16 protein-coding genes are annotated in these 21,715 nt (G+C 67.6%); 7 read left to right on the top strand and 9 right to left on the bottom strand.

What is annotated here, in order from left to right; genetic code table 11:
* Positions 1-34 precede the first annotated feature (34 nt).
* Together DB31_RS35095 and DB31_RS35090 are read left to right on the top strand one after the other, a co-directional pair.
* Positions 35-1,390 carry an AHH domain-containing protein gene (locus tag DB31_RS35095; protein ID WP_044196243.1) on the top strand — a complete coding sequence of 452 codons (1,356 nt, stop codon included), beginning with the start codon at positions 35-37 and terminating at the stop codon, positions 1,388-1,390.
* 20 nt (positions 1,391-1,410) lie between these two features.
* Positions 1,411-1,974 (top strand): imm11 family protein, encoded by a 564-nt coding sequence (locus tag DB31_RS35090; protein WP_044196241.1) that lies wholly within the window; start codon positions 1,411-1,413, stop codon positions 1,972-1,974.
* Positions 1,975-2,013: 39 nt separating this feature from the next.
* Here DB31_RS35090 and DB31_RS35085 read toward each other — a convergent pair whose 3' ends face one another.
* Entirely contained in the window at positions 2,014-2,538 is a 525-nt protein-coding gene (locus DB31_RS35085; protein WP_044196238.1) for a hypothetical protein, read from the bottom strand.
* Between the two features lie 30 nt (positions 2,539-2,568).
* A complete protein-coding gene (locus DB31_RS51365) occupies positions 2,569-4,875 on the bottom strand; it encodes a tetratricopeptide repeat protein (protein ID WP_276203673.1) in 2,307 nt (768 codons plus the stop codon).
* Between the two features lie 97 nt (positions 4,876-4,972).
* On the opposite strand from DB31_RS51365, the gene DB31_RS35075 reads away from it, so the two are divergent.
* Complete coding sequence (locus tag DB31_RS35075) at positions 4,973-5,365, top strand: TIGR02266 family protein (protein WP_044196234.1); 393 nt, start codon at positions 4,973-4,975, stop codon at positions 5,363-5,365.
* On the top strand, positions 5,362-5,910 hold the full coding sequence (locus DB31_RS35070; protein WP_240487025.1) for a DUF192 domain-containing protein: 549 nt from the start codon (positions 5,362-5,364) through the stop codon (positions 5,908-5,910). The genes DB31_RS35075 and DB31_RS35070 overlap by 4 nt, the downstream gene beginning before the upstream one ends.
* Position 5,911: 1 nt before the next feature.
* Here DB31_RS35070 and DB31_RS35065 read toward each other — a convergent pair whose 3' ends face one another.
* The 5 genes from DB31_RS35065 to DB31_RS35045 form a co-directional block, all read right to left on the bottom strand.
* On the bottom strand, positions 5,912-7,711 hold the full coding sequence (locus DB31_RS35065) for a hypothetical protein (protein WP_063769294.1): 1,800 nt from the start codon (positions 7,709-7,711) through the stop codon (positions 5,912-5,914).
* 81 nt (positions 7,712-7,792) lie between these two features.
* Entirely contained in the window at positions 7,793-9,787 is a 1,995-nt protein-coding gene (locus DB31_RS35060) for an alkaline phosphatase PhoX (protein WP_044196232.1), read from the bottom strand.
* Positions 9,788-9,988: 201 nt separating this feature from the next.
* Positions 9,989-11,443 carry a hypothetical protein gene (locus DB31_RS35055; RefSeq protein WP_044196230.1) on the bottom strand — a complete coding sequence of 485 codons (1,455 nt, stop codon included), beginning with the start codon at positions 11,441-11,443 and terminating at the stop codon, positions 9,989-9,991.
* A gap of 67 nt (positions 11,444-11,510) precedes the next feature.
* Positions 11,511-12,467: a class I SAM-dependent methyltransferase gene (locus tag DB31_RS35050; protein WP_044196228.1), complete on the bottom strand. Its 957-nt coding sequence runs from the start codon at positions 12,465-12,467 to the stop codon at positions 11,511-11,513.
* Between the two features lie 15 nt (positions 12,468-12,482).
* Complete coding sequence (locus DB31_RS35045; RefSeq protein ID WP_063769293.1) at positions 12,483-14,228, bottom strand: bifunctional diguanylate cyclase/phosphodiesterase; 1,746 nt, start codon at positions 14,226-14,228, stop codon at positions 12,483-12,485.
* 246 nt (positions 14,229-14,474) lie between these two features.
* Here DB31_RS35045 and DB31_RS35040 point away from each other — a divergent pair, with 246 nt between their 5' ends.
* Positions 14,475-15,158 carry a TIGR04282 family arsenosugar biosynthesis glycosyltransferase gene (locus DB31_RS35040; protein WP_044196226.1) on the top strand — a complete coding sequence of 228 codons (684 nt, stop codon included), beginning with the start codon at positions 14,475-14,477 and terminating at the stop codon, positions 15,156-15,158.
* Between the two features lie 26 nt (positions 15,159-15,184).
* Here DB31_RS35040 and DB31_RS35035 read toward each other — a convergent pair whose 3' ends face one another.
* Both DB31_RS35035 and DB31_RS35030 read right to left on the bottom strand, forming a co-directional pair.
* The gene (locus DB31_RS35035; RefSeq protein WP_044196224.1) at positions 15,185-16,138 is read right to left on the bottom strand and encodes a class I SAM-dependent methyltransferase; all 954 of its coding nucleotides are present in this window, start codon (positions 16,136-16,138) and stop codon (positions 15,185-15,187) included.
* Positions 16,139-16,185: 47 nt separating this feature from the next.
* Positions 16,186-17,388, bottom strand: a complete 1,203-nt coding sequence (locus DB31_RS35030; RefSeq protein WP_044196222.1) for a hypothetical protein — start codon at positions 17,386-17,388, stop codon at positions 16,186-16,188.
* A gap of 71 nt (positions 17,389-17,459) precedes the next feature.
* Between DB31_RS35030 and DB31_RS35025 the strand changes: the two genes are divergently transcribed.
* Positions 17,460-18,506: a zinc-binding dehydrogenase gene (locus tag DB31_RS35025; protein ID WP_044196220.1), complete on the top strand. Its 1,047-nt coding sequence runs from the start codon at positions 17,460-17,462 to the stop codon at positions 18,504-18,506.
* A 113-nt stretch (positions 18,507-18,619) separates the two neighbouring features.
* Positions 18,620-21,625 carry an Ig-like domain-containing protein gene (locus tag DB31_RS45520; RefSeq protein WP_083969068.1) on the top strand — a complete coding sequence of 1,002 codons (3,006 nt, stop codon included), beginning with the start codon at positions 18,620-18,622 and terminating at the stop codon, positions 21,623-21,625.
* Positions 21,626-21,715 lie beyond the last annotated feature (90 nt).

The raw sequence follows: 21,715 nt of genomic DNA, 5'->3' as shown, positions 1-21,715 counted from the left end.
TCCGAATGGATAGTCAGACGACGGAGGACACCTCATGCGACTGTGGCAGTGGCTGTGGAGGTTCGAAGCGGTGTTGGTGGCTCTCATGGTGGCCGGGTGCGGCACCACGGTGCCTGCGATCCGGGTGGAGAGCGGATCGCGGGGGGAGACCCTCCTCTTTATTTCCCGCTCCGCCACGGTGGCACCCGTGGAGCTTCCGCCAGAGGAAGTGACCCAGGCGCTCCAGCACATGGCACGGCAGGTGCGCCTGAGCGGCTCCCCACGAGAGGCGGTGGAGCGGTTGTTCCAACTCGAAGCCCTTTACGGCGACTACCTGTACCTGCTGCGGGAGCGGAAATTGATCCCCCTGGAGGGGGGCATGGCCCTGGAGGGAGGGCTGACGGACCAGGAGCAGCGCTGGGTCACCTGGTACACGGATTGGTGCCGCAGTGAGCACCGGTTCAACGGAGATTGCCTGGGCGGGGCGCTGGTGGCTGGCAAGTACATGGACCTGCGCGGCCGCTACATGTGGGCCATGGCCCTGAGCAAAAGCCCCGTGCTGGAGGAGTTCGAGATGGCGCTGGGGCACATGGTCAGCATGCGGGCCGTGCTTCAGGCCGCCATGTGTACCGTCATCACTTTGCTGGTGCTGCTGGCCATGCCGGATCCGGTGACCAAGTTCATTGCTGCCTGGGCCACTGTGGCGCTCATTTATTGGGTGGGCGCCAAGACGCTCTACCGGCTGGTGGAGGGCTGGTTTCAGTTGATGAAGGAGGTGCAGGAGGCCACCACGTTCGAGGAGTTGCGCGAGGCGGGTGAGCGGTTCGGCAAGTTGTTCTCACGCGAGGCGGCCCAGGCGTTCGCGCTGGTGGCCATGGCGCTGCTGACGCACACGGCGAAGGACTTCGCACAGCAGGTGAGCACGCTGCCCGGTTCGGCGCAGGTGTCCATGCAGGCGGAGGCGCAAGGAGGCCTTTTGTTGTCCGAGGTGGGGGCAGTGGAGTCGGTGGCGGTGACGGCCGATGGCTTCATCGTGGCGCTGGGCCCGGGGGCGGTGGCGATGGCCTCCAATGGGAGTGGTGGCCGCACGCAGAAGCACCACATTGCTACCGTTGCCAACAAGAAGTCCGCTCTGCGAGGAGGCCCGTGGACTCCTTTGTTCGAGAAGCTCTTCGCCAGGGCCGGGATGCGCCTGAAGGATGCTGAAAACATCGTGCCCATCGAGGGGCACAGGGGGCCCCATCCGCAGCGCTATCATGAGGTCATCTACGAGCGTTTGGTCAGAGCGTTAGGAAACTGCAGCAGCATCTCGCAATGCCGACCGCAGTTGACAGACGCTCTCAGGAGGTTGGCCAACGAAATCGCCACGCCGGGAACGGAGCTGAACCGGCTCGTTACCTTGGGGCAATAACGCTAGAACTTCCCAATCCAATGCCTCAACGCTTCTTCAAACTTGCCGACGATCGCTACGTTCCCCGCCGTTGGCACCTGGATACACCCACCGACTCCCGAGGCCGCAAGGTGCTCGACTGGGATTTCACCAAGGGCGCACCCGTGCATATCGAGGGACGCCTGAAAATCCCCATCGAGATCGCGGGGAAGCCACTGGACTATTCCTGGGCGGGCCTGAGCATCCCCGTTGTCCACATCAAGGTGGCTCATGTCTTCAAGGAACTGGCCGCCGACGACATTCAGCTCATCCCTGCGGATATCCCTGGCCAACCCGATCAGTACCTCGTCATGGTGGCCACGCGCCTCATCCGCTGCATTGATGAGAAGGCCTCCAAGGTCCAGTTCTGGACCCCGGAGGATGGGGTCCCGGAGAAAGTGGGGCAGTACTGGGCCGTGGATGACCTGCGCATCGACACGTCCAAGGTGGGCAATGCCCAAGTGTTTCGCCCCGAGGGATGGGAGGTCGTCTTGATCGTCTCCGGGGAGATCAAGGAAGCCTTGGATCGAATGGGCGCCACGGGCACGCGGTTCACGGAGGTCTAGCAAATCGCCGCCAATGCGTGCCCTGCGGCCCTCTCAGCCTCAGCCCTTGCGCAGCACCTCGGCGATGAAGCGGGTGAGCACCGGCGCCTCGCCGTCGAGGATCTTCAGGCCCTCGGACTGGATCACCTTCTCGCCGATCAGCGCCAGCGGCTTCATCAGCAGCGGCAGCTTGAGGGAGATTTCACCATCCATGGAGCGCTCGGTGGCGCCGCCCACGTCCCGCAGCTTCAGCGTGCCCGTGTTCACCAGCATCTTGGAGATGGTGTTTGACGTGGGCACGTTGTTGAAGGCCAGCTCCTTCTTCTTCTTGTCGTAGATGGACGTCTCCACGAACGCGAACCACTCGGGCGGTACGCGCTTGGGACCAATGGTCGCGATGACCGGCTTGGGGCGGTAGCGCACCTTGCGGCGGACCTTGTCGCCCTCGTCCTTGAACTCCATCTGCTGGACCTCGAGCAGCACCCCGTGGTGCTTCAGCAGGAAGTCGGGGTACCGCGGGTCAAGCATCGCGCGCTCTACCTCGTCCACCGTCCCCGAAATCCGCTGCCGCGATTCGAACCGCATACGCCCTCCTGAAGTGTGTGGCGCCTGCCTCTAGCGGAAAGCCTTCCGGGGCACCAGGGGTCCGTGAAGCGCTGCATCCTCGAAATCACACCGCGCCTGCCACTCCTCGGCCGCCTTGCGGAAGGCAGGTCCAAAATCGGGCAGTGCGCCCACTTCGTGCCGCACCGCGCCGCAGTCCCCCGACAGGTAGGAGGACTCCACCATCATCTTCAGCGCCTCCCGGCGGATGGCCTCGGGCAGCGGCTCGGGGGTGTTGCCCAGCGCCCGGGAGATGTATTCCACCGCCAGCGTGGGATCTCCCACCTGTTGCAGCCGGCGGCCCAGCAGGTAGTTGAGGTAGGGGTCCGTCCGGGCCGTCTCCAGCGCCTGGGACAGGTACAGCAGGCGCAGTTCCTCCTGTCGCGAGCGGAAGAAGCGCTCCACCGTGCTCAGGCGTGAGGGCGAGTCCAGCGAGGCGAGCTTGATCTGCGCCGAGCGCGTCAGCTCAGGGCTGGGCGCCAGCGAGAGCACTCGCTCCAGGAACCCCTTCGCCTCACTCAGCCGCTCCAGACGCAGGGCCATGTCCGCCTGATCCATGACGACCTCGGCCTCCAGCGCGGGCTGCTCCTTCACCTTCGGCTGGGCTGCCAGGGTGGCCAGCACCTGGGCCGCCTCGGTGGTGCGATCCAACTGGTCCAGCGCCAGGGCCTGGCCCATGGGGTAGGTGGGCTCCTCGGGCTGCAGCTCCGTGGCGCGCCGGTAGAGCTCGAGCGCCTCCTGCGGATCACTCGCAAGCGCCTCCTGGGCGGTCTTCTGGATCCGCGCCACCTCGCGGGCACAGGCGCGGGTGAAGAGCGCACCGGTGCGGAAGCGCAGGAAGGCGCGGCTGATGGCGCCCTCGTCCAGCGGCAGCGCATCCACGTAGCGCTCCCACTCGGTGACGAGATCGTCCAGCGGGCGCCCGTAGGCCTTCTGGAAGTCCGCGTGAGCATAGAGTGCGCGGACTTTCTCCGGGCCGTAGGTGTCCGCCAGGAAGCGCAGGAACGAGCCCGCCACTGTGTACGCCCGGGAGGGCGCGGACTGGTAGAAGCCCTCGGTGCCCATCAGCTTGCGCATGTCCGGGGCCAGCTTCTGGCGGCGCATGCCCGCGGCCCACTGGTGCAGCGTGAGTTCGCCCTGGACGGGGTCATCCGCCGCCACCGCGAAGCCCTCGATGACGCCCATCAGCGGCCAGAGCCCGAACAGGCGCGTGGTGACCTGGAATGGGCCGCTCCCCGCCGGGCCCGCCATCACGTGCGCCAGCTCGTGGTGCAGGCTGGTGTGGGGGAAGGGCTTGTCGTTGATGTGCAGCTCGGCGAGCCACGGCTTGGCGAACTGCGTCCGGCCCGCACCCACCAGTGCCTGCTTCTCCTCCTCCGTCTTATAGAGGTAGACGCGGATCCGCTCCGCAGGTCCACCGCCGAGGAACTGGGAGAGCTGGTGGTGGCGGAACTCGAGGTCCCTCGCCATCCGCTCCACCGCCTCGCGATTCATGCCCCGCGGGTAGTGCAGCCGGAAGTGCTCCGTGTCGCGCACCCCGCCGAGCTGCTCGGCCAGGTACTCGTGCGTCATCCGCAGCCCGAGCGCCGGCCCGTTCCCCTCCAGGAGGGCCAAAGCCCCCACCAGCAGCGCCAGCAGCACCCAGCCTCCGAGTGAGGGGCGCGGCCGGGTGAGGCGTCCTTCCTTCACGTCCAGGCTCACGGCGGTGAGCAGCGCGAGCAGCCCGGCCAGCAGCACCGTCTCCAGCCGGAACCAGAGCAGCTTCGGTGTCACCGCCAGCGCCTCGTCATAGAGGGGGCCGGGGAGATGTCCGAGAAAGTGGTTGAAGGCGTACACCTGGGGCCCGGCGATGATGGGCCACGCGGTGTGGACCCCGGACAGGAGCACCAGCCCGATGTAGGCGAGCACGGCCCGGCCGGGCCGCCGGATCCAGAAGCCGCAGAGGACGCCCGCGGCGGCGGAGAGCACCGCAGAGGGCACGGTGAGCAGCGGGTAGAAGCCCACCAGCTCGAACGGATCGCACTGGGTTGAAAAGAGCGCGAAGAGGGTGGAACTGAGGAAGGGGGGCACGAGGACGGCCCCGTTCACCAGCAGCGCGGTGCCAAGGGCCAGGGCCACCGCCTGTCCCCGGTGCTCGGGGCGGGGGAGCGTCTGGAGGCGGGGCTCTTCGCCCCGGATGACGCGGCGCTCCTGGGCCGCGGCGGCGATGCCCACCCCACCGCCCAGCAGGCCCACGGCGATCGAGAGGGCCAGTCCCAGCTCGAAGCCCGGCAGCCCGAAGAGCGGCAGGAAGACAAGGCAAGAGCCCCCCAGGGCCATCACACCCGCCACAATGAGAACGGCGGGGCGACGCAATAGGGCAGAAGCGCGGGACCACAGGACTTGCTGCATAGGCTCCCCTATACTCCGCGCCAGCATGCCCGAACAGAAGACCGGTCCCGAGCACCGACAGTACGCGCGCGCGCCCATCGAGCTGAAGGTCGACTACAAGAAGCTCAACTCCTTCTTTGCCGACTACACGAAGAACATCTCCAAGGGCGGCACCTTCATCAAGACGAAGAAGCCGCTGGCCATTGGCACGCGCTTCCTCTTCAAGCTCACCGTGCCGCAGCGCACCGAGCCCTTCGAACTGCTGGGTGAGGTGGTCTGGTCCAAGGCGGACGGGGACGAGCCCGGCATGGGCATCCGGTTCATCTACAGCAACGACTCCCAGCGCTCCGATTTCGAGGGCGTGGTGGAGAAGCTCATGGCGGACAGCCTGGGGGCGGATCTGACGGAGAAGCTCCTGAAGAAGCCGGTGGGTTCGTGAGCCTGCGCCGCGCTTCCGTGCATGCGGTGGGCGCCGCGCTGCTGTTGGTGCTGGCCTGCCAGGCGCCCGAGGCCCAGGGCAAGCCGCCGCCGGCCCCGACTCCTCCCCCAACGGACGTGACCGCGAAGGACTATGTGATGCCGACGCTGCCGCGAGCGTTCGTGCGCCTGCACGACGCCTTCGGAGGAGTGCACCGGGTGGAGGTGGAGGTGGCTGCGACTCCGGATGCGCGCACCCGCGGGCTGATGTGGCGCACGGAGATGGCGGCTGGCAAGGGCATGCTCTTCCTCTTCCCGGACGAAGAGGTGCAGAGCTTCTGGATGCGCAACACGCTCATCTCGCTGGACATGATCTTCATCAACTCGCAGATGAAGGTGGCAGGCATTGTCGAGCGGGCCCAGCCGCGCACGCTCACGGCGCGCTCGGTGGGTGCCCCCAGCCAGTACGTGCTCGAGGTCCCCGCTGGCTGGAGCCAGTCGGTGGGCGTGACGAAGGGCAGCGCCGTCGAGTTCGAGGGCATCGCCCAGATCCAGATCGTCCCCTGAGTCAGGGCGAGGACTTGGCGCTCACGGGCTTCGGAGCGGGCCGCGCCGCCCCCGGGAGTCCTGGATACCGGGCGACTTTGCCCTCGTGAGGCCCGGGCAGCGGATCCTCCACGCCCGTCTCGAGCGCCTTGTCTTCGGCCGGGAGCTCCCGGTGGACGTTGCTGGCGGGCTCCACGGTGGCATCCCGCCCGCGTGTGAAGCTCTGCTCGCGGACGATCAGCCTGTACGCCTTGTCCAACTGCAGGGCCCGAGCGGGGCTCGGCAGGAGCAGAGGGGAGATGTTGGCGCGGAGGGCCTGGGTGGCTTCCGGCCGGAGCGCGCCCTCGGGGGTGAAGAAGCGCTCCAGCACCTCCGTGTTCGCGCGCAGCTCGTCGCCCGCGCCGTTGTGCTCCAGATAGTACGTGTACTCACCTTGGCCGTCCGCTCGCACCGGCTCGCGCACACCCTCCAGTCCGCGCTGGGACCAGTGGAACCACCCCGCCTGGAACTCCGAAGCGGGCAGCTTGCGGCCAAACGAGAAGACGCTGTCATCCGTCGCGCCAATGCCCGAGTGGCAGCCGATGCAGAACGCGTGCTCCTCGCGCGTCTGGGGGCGCAGCTGGCCGCTGGCGTCCTCGATGAAGCCCTGAAGACGCCAGCCCGAGCCGTTGCCGATCCCCTGCTCGGTGCTGCCGCCGATGCTGCGCGTCTTGTCGGGGCTCTGCACCGCCTCGAGCGCCTCGCGCCCGGAGGCCTGCATGAGCTCTCCGTACCGGAGCCAGCCCTTCTTGACCATGTAGCGCAGCTCCTTCAGCCGCGCCGCCATCCGGGGCTTTCCGTCCACCACGTCGAGGTAGCGCACGGTATGCGCGAACTCCGTCCCCTCCGGGAAGAGGCCCGCCGCGAGGTGGAGCTCGTCCTTCTGTTGCAGCGTGCGCGCACGGCCCACCCAGCTCATGGTGCGCTGAGGTGGTGCCCACGTGAACTTCACCTGCTTGGCCGTCCCGAGCTTGCCATCGCCATCGAGATCGACGCCGAGCCTGGTCTCCTGGACCGGAGCGATGGGGACATCCCGGCGGGCCACCAGCGACTCGAGAATGGCGAGGTTGAGCCCATACACCTCGGTGTCCGGCTGGCCGCTCTCGTCCTGACGGAAGGACTCGGGGAGGCGGATCATCACGTCCCCGAACGAGCCATTGGTGGGCCAGAAGGTGCCAGGGAAGGGGTAGTACGCGAACGCGCGCCAGCCCGTCAGGCTCCCATCCGGCCGGCGATCGAAACCGCGAGCGTCGAAGGAGAACGCGAGGTCCGGCACCCACCCGTCCCAGCGGCCATTGTGATCCGCGTCCCACTCCTTGGGGACTTGCTGGAGCGTGCGCGCGAGGATCGGCGAGCTGTCGGGATCGAGGTAGTTGCTCTGGCGGACGTACGCGAGGATCTCCTCGTCCGGCATGGCCGCGACCGCTTGGCGCCGATCCACGAAGAGGTTCGTCCAGGGGTTGCGCTTCGCCGCTCGGGGGAAGGCGAAGTCGAGCTGCACCGCGGCGTCATCGATGTAGTTGGGAGGGCGAGAGCCCTGGTGGCACACGAAGCAGGGGTTGTGCGTGCGCCCCTTCTCGCCCTGGGTCTTCGTGTAGCACTGCGGTGGGATGTAAGGCGTGACGTGCGTGAGCACATCATCCGGTGATGCCACCCGGGCCAGCCCCGCATCGGCACTGGGAGCGCCTGGGGTCCCCGCATCCGGGGTCTTGGACTCCGTGCCACGGCAGGCACAGACCGCGAGGAGCAGCGAGAGCGGCAACAGCAAGTCACGCGGCGGCATCCACATCCTTCAACGAGCTCCTGTGAGAGGGGGGACCACTCCAAGGCCCGGGCCGTCACGAGGACGGCCCGGACCCGGAAGCTACTTCAGCGGCGGGAACGGACCGAAGACGCCGACGTAGCTGGCGCGGCCCGTCGCCTCGGGATCCGAGATACGCACCGCGTCCGTCTCACCGTACGGGTGCTGCACCACGCCAATGAGGTAGCCGTGGCCATTCAGGTCCGGGTACCAGTACGGCGAGGTCGTCTCCGAGCCGTAAGGCGTCGTCATGATGCGCTCGAGCTTCTTCGTCACCGTGTTGAACGACCAGATGGCGTCGTTCTGATGGCCGCTGGTGTCCTCACCGATGATCAGCGTGTTGTACCCGGGCAGGTACGTCACGTTGTCCGGGCTGGCCAGCCCGTTGACGCTGCACGAGTTGCCCGTGTACTCGCTGCCCGCCGGGTAGCTGACGGGCACGCCCATGATGATGGGGTACCAGTTGAGGGGCGCGTACTTCGTCACCACCGCTCCGTCCGCGTTGGTGTACGAGCCCACGTTCAGCCCGAACACGCCGCCGCACGCGTTGGCCGCCACGCTGATGTGATCATCTCCGCCCGGCTGCGTGATCATGCCCTTGGCGATCTCCGTCAGCGCGATGTAGACCGTGTGCGAGTCCGGATCGTAGGTGAGGCCCTCCTCCTTGTTCAGCTCGGTGGTGGCGCCGAGCAGGGCCGCGTAGCGCCGCGTCTCGAAGCGCGAGGCCGGCAGCTCCATGCCCGCCTTCAGCTTGAGGCACTCCAGGTTCTCCGAGTTCGCGCCGCGCACCGCCTTGAAGCCCGCCGTCGGGCAGGTGCCATCCCCGTTCGGCGTCTCCGCCTCGAAGATGTCCGCGAAGGTGATGCGCGCGCCGCTCGACGGGTGGATGAAGGCGCGAATCTGGTCGTTCGTCGCGTGGCCCAGGTTGATCCACTCGATGTCGGCGGTGAAGATCGCCCCGCCGCGAGGGCTCGTCTGGTAGGCGCGCATCGCGTACAGCGTGCCCGCGCTCAGGTCCTTTTCCGTGTCCGCCACGAACATGTAGAGGCCCACGTTCGCGCCGTCATCCGTGAGCAGGACCGTCTTGTTGTCCGGCATCACGTACGGCACCTCGACCGAGCCGCGCCCCATCGCGTAGTGCTTCTTGAGCGAGCCGTTGCCGTTCTCGTCCAGGGTGATCTCCACCGGGAAGCCGGCGAAGTAGGGCGAGAACGTCGACAGGAAGGTGGTGCGGTAGTCGCCATCCGGCACGCCGTCCATGTCCGCGTCGGTCAGGTTCACGCCGAAGTACTGCGCCATGAGCTTGAACTCGGCGAACGTGGGCGAGGTGGCCCTCGCCTTCAGGTCGCTCCAGCTGGTGCGCTCCTGCACGAAGCGGGCGTCCGGCGGGAACTCCTCGGAGGCCATGTGCGTGTTCCACGGCGACTTCGAGCCCGCGCACGAGTACCAGAAGCCGTCGATGGGCGAGGTGTCGAGGGCCTTCGTCGCGGTCGCCGAGAGGTTGCCGTTGGCGTCCTGGTTGATGGACGTCACGAACATGTTCGCTGGGTACGACTCGGTGGAGCTGTACATGAACGTCTTGCCGCCCACCTGGATGAACGAGGTGTTGTCGTGGGCGTTGGTGATGATGACCTGGCCCGCGTCATCGCGCAGCGGCTGGCCCGTGCGCGACAGCAGGACGTTCAGGCAGGTGTTGGGGCTGTTGACGAGATCGCACTGGCGCTCGGGCCGCGCCGGGTCCTGGCCGCCGCGCAGAATCGTCGTGAAGCTGATGGGGTGCTCGGTGCCGTTGACGTTGACCCGCGACGACGCGCGGACCTGATGCTTCTCCGCATTGGTGCGGGGGAAGCCCACGTCCGCGAAAGAGAGCCATTTCATGGTGCCCGCGGGGCCCGGATCGCCCGGAGGGCCTACGGGGCCTACGGGGCCGGGGGTTCCTACGTCTCCCACGGGACCCTGTGCCCCTTGAGGACCTTGATCGCCGGTACACGCCGCCAGGGACAGTGAGCCCGCGAGAAGTGCCGCTTGCAGCGTGCGACCCGTTCGAATCTTCATCATGTCGTGCGTTCCTCTTCCGGATTGGAGAGGGGCGGGAGGTTATCCGGGGAGGGTGACTGTCCGCATCCCGCCACATGCCTCGCGGATGGGGGCAGATTTCACCCAGCCTTCTCGTGCGATCAACTCGTGCCGCAGCGTGTCGCGAACGTCTGGCGAAGGAGCAACCAGGCGGTCACGTTGCGGTGTCACGGTGGAGGCGGCTCAGTGCTCCTTATAGAGGAGCGACACCCTCACGGTGCGAGGCCCGCCGAAGCCGGGCCAACTCGAGCGCTCCCGCGTCAAGACGCCGCTACCGTAGTCAAAGAAGAGACCCGGTGAGTCCTTCAGCCACTTGCCCGTGAGCACGGAGGTATCGGAGCGCAGCAGCGTGTAGCCCAGCGCCTCGATGTCCTTCTCCTCCAGGTGGTACCAGGAGGGGCCAATGTGGTCTTCCCAGACAACGAGCGTGCCCGCGGGAGCTTCTCGGAGGACCTTCTGGTTGTGCTCCCGATCCGCTGTGAATGCCGGTGCCAGCTTGGGGTCGTAGTCGAGCACGGCGTACATGTAGCGATGGCTGGCATGGATCCGGAGCACCTCGCGCGGCGACTCGCGGAAGCGGGCCAGGGTGGCGTCGATGGCCCATGCGTCGCGAGACGACTCGGCGGCATCCACGTAGATGAACGCCGCCGCGGCCGAGGCGCCCAGCCCGAGCGCTCCCAGCGTCCCCGTGAAGAGGGGGAGAGAGAGCTTCCCGGTGATCGTGTTCCATCCGATCAGGGTGATGAGGGCCATGGCGGGTGCCACGCTGACGAAGTAGCGCGGATAGCCCGCTTCGCCGAACACCCCCAGGGTCCGGAACACGGAGTGCAGCAGGAAGAACAGGAGGAACGACGAGGTGAGCGTCCCGAGCTGGCGGCGGAAGAGCAGGAGGCCCAGCCCCAGGAGGAACGGGATCGCGAACAGGGGCCCCACGATCTCGGGCAGGCGAAGGGCGTAGCTCCAGAACGGCTCGGTGCCGTAGGCGCCGTTGGTCGCGTCCCAGTCCCTGGGCCAGTCATCGAGGATGAACAGCGGGTTGCCTGTGATCGCGACCGAGGCCAGCCACCACAGCCCGAAGCCTGCGGCAAGCCGCAGGGTGGAGGGGAGCCGCTTCCACAGGGGCTGGGGATCGCGCCGGTCGAGGAGGATCCACAGGCCCCACAGGATGCCGAGGAAGAAGCCCTCGGGCCGGGCCAGGATCAGGAGCGAGGCGGTCCACAGGCCCGCCACGACGCGGCCCGCCAGGTGGAGCCTCAACGCGAGGACGAAGACGAGCGCGAAGAGGGGCTCGGTCATCATCTCGGAGCACAGCAGCAGCCAGGAGGGCTGGAACCACACCAGCGGAATGGCCAGGTGGGGCCGGGCGAGCCCGAGCTGCTCGGCGAGCCGGAAGGTGTGCCAGCCGGTGGCCAGGCACACGGCGACGGTGACGAGCTTCGCCACGGGCTGGCCCCACTGCGCGGGCACCGCGTAGACGGCCTCGAAGAGGGGACGGGCCCATACCTTCACGAAGAACCACGGATGATCAAAGGCCCAGCGGGTGAGCGCATAGTGCGCGCCCCCGTCCTGCTGGTAGCTGTCCGGGTAGAGCCGGGCCAGCGTGATACCGACGAACGCCAGCGCCACGCTCCAAGCCAAGGCTTTGTGCCAGCTTTGCAACCGCACGTGCTCCGTGTCCGCCTTCCTGATGCGGGCCCACCGATTATCAGAACCGGATCGCGGTGAGCAGCAGATCGTACTTGCCGCCGAGGAAGGTGCGGAAGCCGTGCTGGTGCAGATAGCGGCGATAGAAGGCGAGGTCCTTCACCAGCAGGGAGAGGTCCGGTTCGCGCAGGTTGCGCACCCGGGCGCCGTACACCACCTCTCCATCGCGAAAGCGCGAGTTCGGGAAGCCGAGCACCAGTGCCGCCTGTGGCTCCAGGTGCTCCTGCACGAGCCTCCGCAGCAGCGCATGATCGTCCACGCCCGGGCTCTGCAGCGTGCCTACCGACAGCACGAGGCTGAAGCGCCCGAGCCCGTCCGGCAGGGCGTTGAGGTCGGCGAGGAAGAACTCATGGTGCGCGTCCGGGAAGCGCGAGCGGGCCTCGGCGAGCGCACTGGCGCTGTGGTCCACCCCGACGAAGGTGACCTCCGGTGAGCCGTCGAGCCACGCGAAGGCGGCCAGCTCATCCCCGCGGTTGACGCCCAGGTCCAGGACCCGTGCGCCTGCGGGCAGGGAGATGCGCCCGAGCGCCTCGAGCCAGGGCAGGAGGAAGCCCGCGTCCTCGAGCTTGCGCAGCCGGGCGAATGCGGAGTCCGAGCCATAGCGCTCGTGCGATGGGAGGGCTTCGCCAGCGTCCTCTCCGCCCGCATGCCAGGGCGCCTCGGGCCCCAGCCGCTCGAAGGTGAGCGCCACATGGGTCTCGTCCACGGCGCGAGGCGTGAGGAGCCGGCACGCGAGGCCTTCGGCCAAATCGCACCAACTGCGCAGCGGACGGTGCACGAGTCCACCGCCCGGCCCCACGCGCTCTCCCGGATAGCAGCCACGGCCGAGGTCCGGGTCGGGCACCTCGATGCACGTGCGGCCAGCGTCGAGGGACTTCCTCAGGTGGTGGTGGATGAGGATGAGCGGCTCGTCGTGGAAGCGCCGCGGGCGGGGGGCGGATTCGGTGGGGCTCGGCATGGGCCGGGACGGTTCTTACACCTGTGCGCGGCGCTCGAACATGAACGCGCTGGTGCGCGAGGTGGCGGCCTGCTCCTTTACCTTCTTCTTCAGCGAGGCCGCCAGGCCGGAGAGCGAGGCCGGGTGCACGGTCCCGCCCATCCGCCGGCTGTCGAGCACCGCCAGGCTCAGCGTCACCAGGGGAACCTGCACGCGGTTGCCCTTCCGATCCGTGGCCTCGAAGAACCCTCGCTCCAACTCGCCCGGGTCGAACAGTGCGCGCTTCTCCTCATCGAAGCGCTGGCAGAGGGCCTCCAGCGCCTCGGGGTTCACTTCGCCAGGGCACACGAGCACGAAGTCGTCCCCGCCCACATGGCCCAGATGGCTTCCCGAGGGCAGCAGGTGCAGGCTCTCGGAGAGCACTCGCGCCGTGAGGCGAAGGAGCTGGTCTCCCCGAGGGAAGCCGTGGCGTTCGTTGTACTCCTTGAGCCGATCCAGATCGGCGTAGATGACGGTGAACCCAGAGGAGCCGCGCAGGGCTTGCCGGATCCATCGCTCGATCATCCGGTTCCCCGGGAGCTGCGTGAGCGGGTGGGCGCCTGTGGTCGCGTGCACCTCCAGGTCCGTGGCCCGGGCGATGAGCTGCTTCATCGTCACCGTGCCCAGGAACCGTCCCTGTGCATTCGTCACCACCACCGGTTCGTAGAGCGACTCGGGCGCGCGCCCCAATGCCGCCCTCGCGAGGGCGGGGATCTTCAAGGTGTCCTCCACCACGAGCGGCCGCTCGTTCGCGGTCAGCTCCGAGCGGTGGCGCATCACCAAGGCGTGGGGCCGGTCGCCCGCGAGGAGCACCACGTGATCCAGGCCGGGAGTCCGCCGGAAGAGCTGGTCCAACTCCTCGGTCTTCGTCCCCGCGTCCAGGCAGAGGCGGCGGATGACGATGCCGCCCACCGTCTCGTCGTCCTCGTCCTTCTGGTAGTGGAGCGCGCGGAGGGCCTCGCGGCGGTGGCGCTGGAACTCCTCGGAGGGGCGGGGCGGCTGGCTCGCGGGCCGTGCCACCAGAAAGCCCTGCGCGTGGCGGATGCCCAGCCGCAGCAGCACGTTCATCTCGTCCCAGGTCTCGATGCCCTCGGCGATGAGGGTGCTGTCCACGCTGGAGGCGAAGGCGACCAGCGATTTCACCAAGTGCTGCTTGTAGCCGTGCCGGTGGATGTCCCGCACCAACGCCTGATCCAGCTTGATGAATTGCGGCGCGCTGTGCACCAGCGTTACCAGCCCCGAGTGTCCTGCCCCGAAGTCATCCAGCGCGATGCCGAACCCATGGCCGATGCACTGGCGGGTGATCTGCCTGAGCTGCTCCGAGTCCGCGAAGGTGCTTGTCTCGGTGATCTCCAGGACGATTTGACGGGGGCTCACGCCGTACCGGGCGAGCAGCTCCAGCACGGAGCCATCGTGGAAGCGCGGATCGCTCAGCACCTCGGGCCCCACGTTGAAGAAGAAGGGGACGCGCTTGGCCTCCAGCGGAAGGAGGGCAATCTGGCGGACGGCCGCTGTCCAACACGCCCGCTCCAGCTCGAAGGTGACGCCCTCGACCCGCGCCTTGCTGAAGAGCATGTGGGCGGCCTGCACAGGGTCCATGCCTCGGGAGAGCACCTCGAAGCCAATCGGCTCCCCGGTCATCAGGTCCACGATGGGCTGGAAGGCGGAGATGATCCGAGGCTCCTCCCCATTCCAGAGCCAGGCAGGGGGCTCAGCGGCACCACTGATCGAGGAATGGCTCATGCTCACAAGATGTAGCGGATCCCTCTGACCGCCCTACGCCTGCCGTGTGAGGGGACGGAAACAAGCCAGTGATGCAAGTGTGGCGGCTGGCTGTCTCCTCCCTGGGGGATGGGCAGCCAGGGAAGCAAGCCCCTGTCCAGTGTGGACAGATCTTGGACACTCCAGGTCCCGCGGATCTCGATTCTCTCAGGATACCGGACGGTGCACGATGGTCCGCACCATCCTCGGCCCTGGAGGGAGAACGTCTTGGAGAGCGGCTCGACGCAGCGTGGCTACATCCTCATCCTCGCCAAGCCCCCTCGGCCGGGAGTGGCCAAGACGCGCCTCACTCCCGCCGTGGGAGGGGAGGGGGCGGGGGTTCTCGCGAACGCTTTCCTCCAGGACATCTGGGCTCCCCTTCATGCGCTGACGTGGGCGCGCCCCGTCATCGTCATGGGAGTAGGGGGACGCGAGGACTTGCAGCTGGAGGGGGAGGTTGATGTCTGGGCACTCGAGCAGAGCGTCGAGAAGGTCGCGTTCTGGGCCATGGAGCGCGCCTTGGAGGAGGCTCCCTTCTTCATTCTGTGCCCCAGCGACATTCCCGGCATGCCGGTGAGCCGGCTCGAAGCCGCATACCACGCGCTCCAGTATCAGGATGTGGTGCTCGGCGCGGATCACTCAGACATCCCCTATCTGATCGGTGTCCGGCGCGAGGCGAGACATAGGTACGGGGGCTTCTCGTTTCTGAAGGGGCCCGAGACGACAAAGATCATCGGCGACCTGAGGAACCTGGGGGCCAGTGTGACGATCCTCCAGCCCTGGTTCGACGTGGACCAGCCAGAGGATCTCGACAGGCTGCACGGCATGCTGCAGCGAGGCGAGGCCGTTGCCCCCCGTACCGCAGCGGCGCTTCGGGAACTGGGGTACACGCCAGGGCAGCGCAAGCCGTGAGCTACCCTTGGCCGTGGAGTGGGAGCTTACGGCTGTGAGGTCAGTTCCTTCTTGCGGACGATGACCTGGAAGGCCTTGAGGACGACCTCGGACTGAGTCGCGGCGGCGCTCAGGAACGCGTCGATCCCAATGTCAGGCCGGTCGAGCTTGTTGCTCGGGACGTGGTGGGCCGCCATCTCGTAGTCATCGAAGATCATCACGCCGCCTGGCCGCAGCAGCCGCCAGCTCAGCACCGCGTCCTCGAGCACATCGAAGGCCTTGTGAGAGCCATCAATGTAGATGAGGTCGAAGGTGGGCTCTGGGGGGAGGCGGCGCAGCGCGCTCCCCGAGAGGCCCACGAGCTTCTCCACGCGTTGGGAAGCGCCGCTGGCGGCGAGGTTCTCGTCGAACACCTGGCCATAAGGCGCGGCGAACAGGTCCACGCAGACCATGCGGCTGGTCTCATGGGTGAGCACATTCTCGAGCAGCCAGATGGCGGAGCGGCCTTCGTAGGAGCCGATCTCCAGCGCTCGCACCTCCGGGCGGCCCATGAGGGGCGCGAGGACGCGGCGCCAGTCGGGCTCGCACTTCGACATCCAATCGGACGAAAAGCGGTACGGGCCCACCTGACGGTAGGCAGGGAGCCGATCCACAATGGCCTGCATCTCGCCGTGGGTCTCCGCGGTGAGCCAAGGAGTCGTCTGGATGAGCTTGGCGATGGCCTGACGCCCGTTGAGCCGGATGTTGTCCACCCTGGCCGCATGCGGCCCCAACTGCGCAATGTTGGCCCGGCCTTCCTCCATCAGGGTCACCAGGGTCTCGAAATCGCGAGTCCAACCCAGCAACGCTGTATCCGTGACGAGCTCGGGCCCAAAGGCCTTCTCGAACTCGCGGAAGCGAACCTCCAGCGAGCGGAGCCTGGCGGAGACATCCTGAACACTGGCCTCGTCCTGGGGCTGCGGACTTGCGGCTGAGGCGGGGGCTCCATCTGGTGGATTCATGCCACCCACGCTCTACTGCATGTGCAGCCGGAGCATCAAGGTGACGCTCAGGACTCCCGCTGTGGCTCCATCGGCGCCGTCGAGGGCGTGCTGTCTGCGATGGGAGTGATCGGCGCCATCTGTGCGAGTGTGGCCTGGGCGGCCACGGCATCCATGGTCTGGCCCTCGTCGAGCTGGGTGGCGGAGAGTGCCCGGAATCGGCGGGTCAGCGCGGACAGCTCTGCTGCCTTCATCTGGGCGTGTCCACTGCGCAGCGACAGGAGCGCCACGCGGGCCCGGTCGAGCTGGGCCACTTGAGCGCGCAGCCGCGCGAGGATCCGCTCCCGGCGCAGCTTGAGCTCTCCCAGGCGCTCCATCTCCTCGGCCAGAGAGGCCGCGGCGGACTCGAGCTGCCGGCGAGCGACCTCGTCGATGCACGCCTTCGCGGCGCGGATCAGCTCCTCACGCTCCGCTTGAAGCTCTGTCTGAGCACGCTCCTCGAGCTGGGCTTCCACGCCCGCCCACTCCGAGGCCAGCTCCACGGCGTCCTTCGTCATCTTGGCGATGGTCCGGGCCAGCTCCTCTCGGGCGGGCTCTCGGGGGAGCTGCGCCAGGGAGCGGCCGCACTGCCGGTAGAGGGTCAGGGCGCGCTCGGCCAGGGTGTGGAAGTCTCCCGAGAGCTGAGGCAGCAGCTCCTCGCAGCGGGCCTCCACGGGATCCGAGGACAGTGCCAGGTGCGCGGCCACGGAGCTCAGGCCGACGAAGAGGCCCACGACGGCCCCGGCCACGCTCGCGCCGAGCAGCAGCGGGGTGGCCAGCTCCACCAGCCGTGCGGCGAGGATGCGCGCCACCTCCACGCCTCCCAGCGTCAGCGCGGAGCACAGGAGCGCTCCGAGCACGTAGTTGACGAGGGTGGGGCGCCGCTCGCCCACCTGGCCCTCCTCGCCCCGCTCATTGAGGTGAGCGCGCACCAGCAGGGCTCCGGCCGCCGAGGCGCTCAGTCCCGCCGTCCACGCGGGGGCCATGCCGAGCGCGTAGGGGAGGGCGGGCAGCACCACGCCGAGGCCCGAGAGCAGGAGCCGGTCCCACTTGTCGCCTCGGGCTACGGCGAGCAGGGTGCAGGCGATGGCGAGGTAGGCCAGGGGCAGGGGCACACCGGCCTTGAGGGTGGCCAGGTGCAGCAGGCCGGCGCCAGCTCCAGCGGCGAGCGCTCGGGAGACGTTTCGCTCAAAACTTTCGCGGTGGTGGAGCTGCAGGACAGTGGCGGACATCGGGAACTCCGACGCGGCGGGCGAGAGAAAGGTTCCCGTTGGAACGCGTGGGCGAATAAAAAGGTCTGCGGATGACGACCTCCGCCCTCCCCGAGACGATGCGAGCGCTGTGCCTCACGGCCTACGACGGCCGGCCCGAGTCGCTGCGAGTGACGGAGATGCCGGTGCCGAAGCCCGGTCCGGGGCAGGTGTTGGTCCGGGTGGCGGCGGCGCCCATCAACCCGTCGGATCTGATGTTCGTCAGAGGACTCTACGGGGTGAAGAAGCCGCTGCCGGCGGTGCCGGGCTTCGAGGGCAGCGGGACGGTGGTGGCGGCGGGGAGCCTGGCGGGGCGAATCCTGGTGGGGAGGCGGGTGGGGTGCATTCCTACTCCGGGCACGGACGGAACGTGGGCCGAGTACGTGGTGGTGCCGCTGGGGCAATGCCTGCCGCTGCTGCCGCGCATCAGCGATGAGCAGGGCGCGAGCTTCTTCGTGAACCCGTTCTCGGCCTGGGCGCTGATGGAGCTGGCGCGGCGGGGCAAGCACCAGGCGCTGGTGCAGAGCGCGGCGGCGAGCACGCTGGGGCGGATGGTGCAGAAGCTGGCGCGCAAGGAGAAGCTTCCGCTGGTGAACGTGGTGCGCCGGGCCGAGCAGGAGGAGATGCTGCGCAAGCTTGGCGCGGAGCACGTGTTCAACAGCAGCGAGCCCGAGTTCGAGGAGCGGCTGCGGCTCCGGTGTCAGGAACTGGGTGTGTCGCTGGCGTTCGACTCGGTGGCGGGGCCGATGACGGGGCAGCTGGCGCGAGCACTGGTGGACGGGGGCACGGTGATCGTCGTCGGAGGACTTTCCGAGCAGGAGTGTCGCATCCGTCCGAGCGAGTTCATCTTTCACCAGAAGAAGCTCGAGGGCTTCTGGCTCGCGGACTTCTTCAAGGGTGGCTTCGGCAAGGATCGGGTCCGGGCGCTGGTGGACGTGCCGCTCTTGCTGGGCAAGGAGTTCGAGACGCAGGTGCGCGCGAAGCTGCCACTGGACTCGGCGTCAGAGGCGCTGCGTATGGCCAATTCGGACATGACGGCGGGCAAGGTGTTCTTCACGCCCGGAGCCGCTATGAGGCACGAAGACAGCGGCTCAAGATGACGGAGGCGGAGGCCCTCAGTCCTCAGCTCTCTAGCAAGGAATCCGACTCGCAGGTAAAGCTGCCATGGCAGAATTTTATGTGATTATTGTAAAATTGGTTTAATCTGTTTCTCATGAAGACCCAGGACGTCGGCGCGAACCCAGGAAGTGGCCTCGTCAGGTACGTCGCGGTGCTGGCGGCTCTGCACCTCGCGTGCGGACAGCCTCCCCTCTCTCCCGGAGAAGAGCCCCTGGGGACGACGGGAAGCAGTCTCACCTCCACGATGACTGGCTCGATGTCCGCGTACCGGACCGGCGCCACCGCCACTCGCCTGCAGAATGGCAAGGTGCTCATCGCGGGCGGCTACAACAGCGGCAACCTGCAATCCAGCGAGCTCTACGACCCTGCGACCGGGACCTTCACCCCCACGGGCTCCATGAGCGCGGCGCGCTCCACCCACACGGCCACCCTCCTGAATGACGGACGGGTCCTCGTGATCGGAGGCGCGAGCACCAATACGTGCGAGCTGTACGATCCCACCACCGGCACCTGGAGCGCTACGGGAGCCATGAACGTGCGCCGCGAGCACACCGCGACGCTCCTCCCCAATGGCAAGGTCCTGGTCGTGGGAGGCGTGGACGACTGGGGATCCACCTTCGCGCAGTCCGTCCTCTACAACCCCGCCACTGGGACCTGGCAGTCCACGCAATCCACGCACTTCACGGCGGTCTCCCGGAGGCGCCACGCCGCCGCTCGCCTCGCCGACGGGCGGGTCCTGATCACCGGCGGCACCAACGGCAGTCAGACCTATTACAGCGATGCCTGGCTCTACGACCCGGTCTCCGACTCTTGGTCTCAGACCGGCAACACCTCCATCGCCAGCGCGCTCTTCACGAGCCTGACCCTGCTCCCGAGCGGCAAGGTCCTGATGATTACCTGGTCCACGGCCAAGCTCTACGATCCGGCCACCGGGACCTGGAGCGACACCCAGGCGCCGTTCTCCCCACGCGAATTCCACCATGTGATGGTTTCGCCCCTCGGCCACGCGATCCTCTTCGGAGGCCGCTCCAACGACACCCCGGTCGGCAGTGTCGAGCGCTATGTCGCCTCCAGCGGCACCTGGGAGGTCATCGGCATGCTGCAGCGGGTGCGCGACTTCTCCGCCGCCGCGCTCGTGGGCACGGACAAGATCCTGGTGGCCGGCGGCAGTGGCATCTGGGGGAACCTCTACGACGCCGAGCTCCTCCAGGACGATGGGGCCGCCTGCACGGCACCGAACTGCGGACAGGAGGCTCGCTACGACTCCACGCTGCAGGCCCCCAAGTGCGGCACGGTGGGCAACAGCTGCTTCTCCGGGGTCCTCGTCGACGGCCGGGGGACTGTGGAGTTCCGGTGGCCCAACACCCTCAACCGGTCGTGCGCCACCGAGAGCGGTGACTCCTACCACGTGGGTCTCTCGATCGACTCCTTGAAGGTCTACACCGCGGACGGGACCAGCTTCGCGGACGGGAAGACCGTGACGATCGAGGCGAAGGTCTGGGCCAACTCGTCCGCCAAGCTCAACCTCTTCAAGGCCGCGGACGCCGCCAACCCTTCCTGGCAGCTCATCACCACGCTCTCGCCCATCGGTACCACCAACACCACCCAAGTCTTCCGGACGACGTATGCGCTGCCTAGCGGGAGCCTCCAGGCCATTCGCGCCAGCCTCCGGTACGGTACGGATACCCTCCCGTGCACCACCTACGACTACGACGACCACGACGATCTCGTCTTCGCCGTCCAGTCGGTCCCTGACACCACGCCCCCCGCCACCGCCATCACCGCTCCCGCCGCGGGCGCGACGGTGAGCGGGAGCGTCACGCTGAGCGCCTCGGCCAGCGACGCTCGCGGCGTCACCAAGGTCGAGTTCTATGTGGGGGCGCGGCTCGCTGGCACGGACACCAGCGCGCCCTTCTCTCTCTCGTGGAACACCCTGACGGACGGCAACGGAAGCCATACGCTCACCAGCAAGGCCTACGATGCGGCGGGGAATGTGGGGACCTCTTCGGGGGTCACGGTTACCGTGAGCAACGATCTCACCCCGCCGTCGGTGTCGATCACCGCCCCCACCGCGGGCACGACGGTGAGCGGGACGGTCTCTCTCCAGGCTTCGGCCAGCGACGATCGCGGCGTCGTTCGGGTCGAGCTCTATCAAGGCACCACCTTGATCGGCACGGACACGGCCGCTCCGTACAGCCTCAGTTGGAACAGCCGGACGGTGGCCAATGGCATCCGGAGCCTGACCGCCAAGGCCTATGACGCGGCTGGGAATGTGGGGACCTCCGCCGCGGTCACGGTGCTCGTGGACAACGACGTCACCTCGCCCACGGTGTCCATCACCTCCCCCACGAGCGGCGCCACGGTGGCGGGAACCGTCACGATCACCGCCACGGCCAGCGACGACCGGGGCGTTCAGAAAGTGGACTTCTACCGGGGGAGCACCCTGCTCGGGACGGATACGTCTGCCCCCTACGGCATCGATTGGAACACGCTCCAGGGGGGCAATGGGACGTACTCCCTGACGGCGACGGTCTCCGATCTGGCCGGGAACGTGGGCACGGCCACCCTGAGCGTGACCGTCAACAACCCCGGCGGGGCGAGCTACGATCCGGTGCTCAAGGCTCCCAAGTGCGGAGCCACCGGGGCGAGGTGTGACTCGGGGGCGCTCCTGAGCGGCCGCGCGAACCTTGGCCCGGAGACCAACGCGCCCAACACCCTCCAGGGCTCCTGTGCGGACGGCACCACAGGGAGCTACCACGGGGACGAGTCCCTCGACCAAATCGCCATCTACACGCTGGACGGGACGCCCTTCGCTCCCGGCAAGACCGTGCAGATCGACGTCACCGTTTGGGCCTACACCGCCGGCGGCTCGGACAAGCTGGACCTGTACTACGCGAGCGATGCCACCAACCCCGTCTGGACCTACCTGACGACGTTGACGCCGACGGCCACCGGCTCCCGGGTGCTCTCAGCGACGTACGTCCTCCCCTCGGGGACCTTGCAAGCGGTCCGGGGGAACTTCCGGTACGGAGGCAGCGCCGGAACGTGCACGACCGGCTCGTACGACGACCGGGATGACTTGGTGTTCGCGGTCCAATGAAGAGCGTGCCGCAGCCACTCCCCCAGGCTGCTCAACACCCGCTCTGCATCCAGCGCCTGCAGTGACACCTCCTCGAATGACAGCTTCGGG

It is taken from the genome of Hyalangium minutum (genome assembly GCF_000737315.1).
Taxonomy (GTDB): Bacteria; Myxococcota; Myxococcia; order Myxococcales; family Myxococcaceae; genus Hyalangium; species Hyalangium minutum.
Note: the sequence above shows the minus strand (reverse complement) of the source record. Positions and strands in the feature narration are given on the sequence as shown.

Bases quoted from the DNA above. Each gene is read 5' to 3' on its own strand.
- DB31_RS35095 (WP_044196243.1), top strand. From the start codon at position 35: ATGCGACTGTGGCAGTGGCTGTGGAGGTTCGAAGCGGTGTTGGTGGCT.
- DB31_RS35090 (WP_044196241.1), top strand. From the start codon at position 1,411: ATGCCTCAACGCTTCTTCAAACTTGCCGACGATCGCTACGTTCCCCGC.
- DB31_RS35085 (WP_044196238.1), bottom strand. From the start codon at position 2,538: ATGCGGTTCGAATCGCGGCAGCGGATTTCGGGGACGGTGGACGAGGTA.
- DB31_RS51365 (WP_276203673.1), bottom strand. From the start codon at position 4,875: ATGGCCCTGGGGGGCTCTTGCCTTGTCTTCCTGCCGCTCTTCGGGCTG.
- DB31_RS35075 (WP_044196234.1), top strand. From the start codon at position 4,973: ATGCCCGAACAGAAGACCGGTCCCGAGCACCGACAGTACGCGCGCGCG.
- DB31_RS35065 (WP_063769294.1), bottom strand. From the start codon at position 7,711: ATGCCGCCGCGTGACTTGCTGTTGCCGCTCTCGCTGCTCCTCGCGGTC.
- DB31_RS35060 (WP_044196232.1), bottom strand. From the start codon at position 9,787: ATGATGAAGATTCGAACGGGTCGCACGCTGCAAGCGGCACTTCTCGCG.
- DB31_RS35050 (WP_044196228.1), bottom strand. From the start codon at position 12,467: ATGCCGAGCCCCACCGAATCCGCCCCCCGCCCGCGGCGCTTCCACGAC.
- DB31_RS35045 (WP_063769293.1), bottom strand. From the start codon at position 14,228: ATGAGCCATTCCTCGATCAGTGGTGCCGCTGAGCCCCCTGCCTGGCTC.
- DB31_RS35035 (WP_044196224.1), bottom strand. From the start codon at position 16,138: ATGAATCCACCAGATGGAGCCCCCGCCTCAGCCGCAAGTCCGCAGCCC.
- DB31_RS35030 (WP_044196222.1), bottom strand. From the start codon at position 17,388: ATGTCCGCCACTGTCCTGCAGCTCCACCACCGCGAAAGTTTTGAGCGA.
- DB31_RS35025 (WP_044196220.1), top strand. From the start codon at position 17,460: ATGACGACCTCCGCCCTCCCCGAGACGATGCGAGCGCTGTGCCTCACG.
- DB31_RS45520 (WP_083969068.1), top strand. From the start codon at position 18,620: ATGAAGACCCAGGACGTCGGCGCGAACCCAGGAAGTGGCCTCGTCAGG.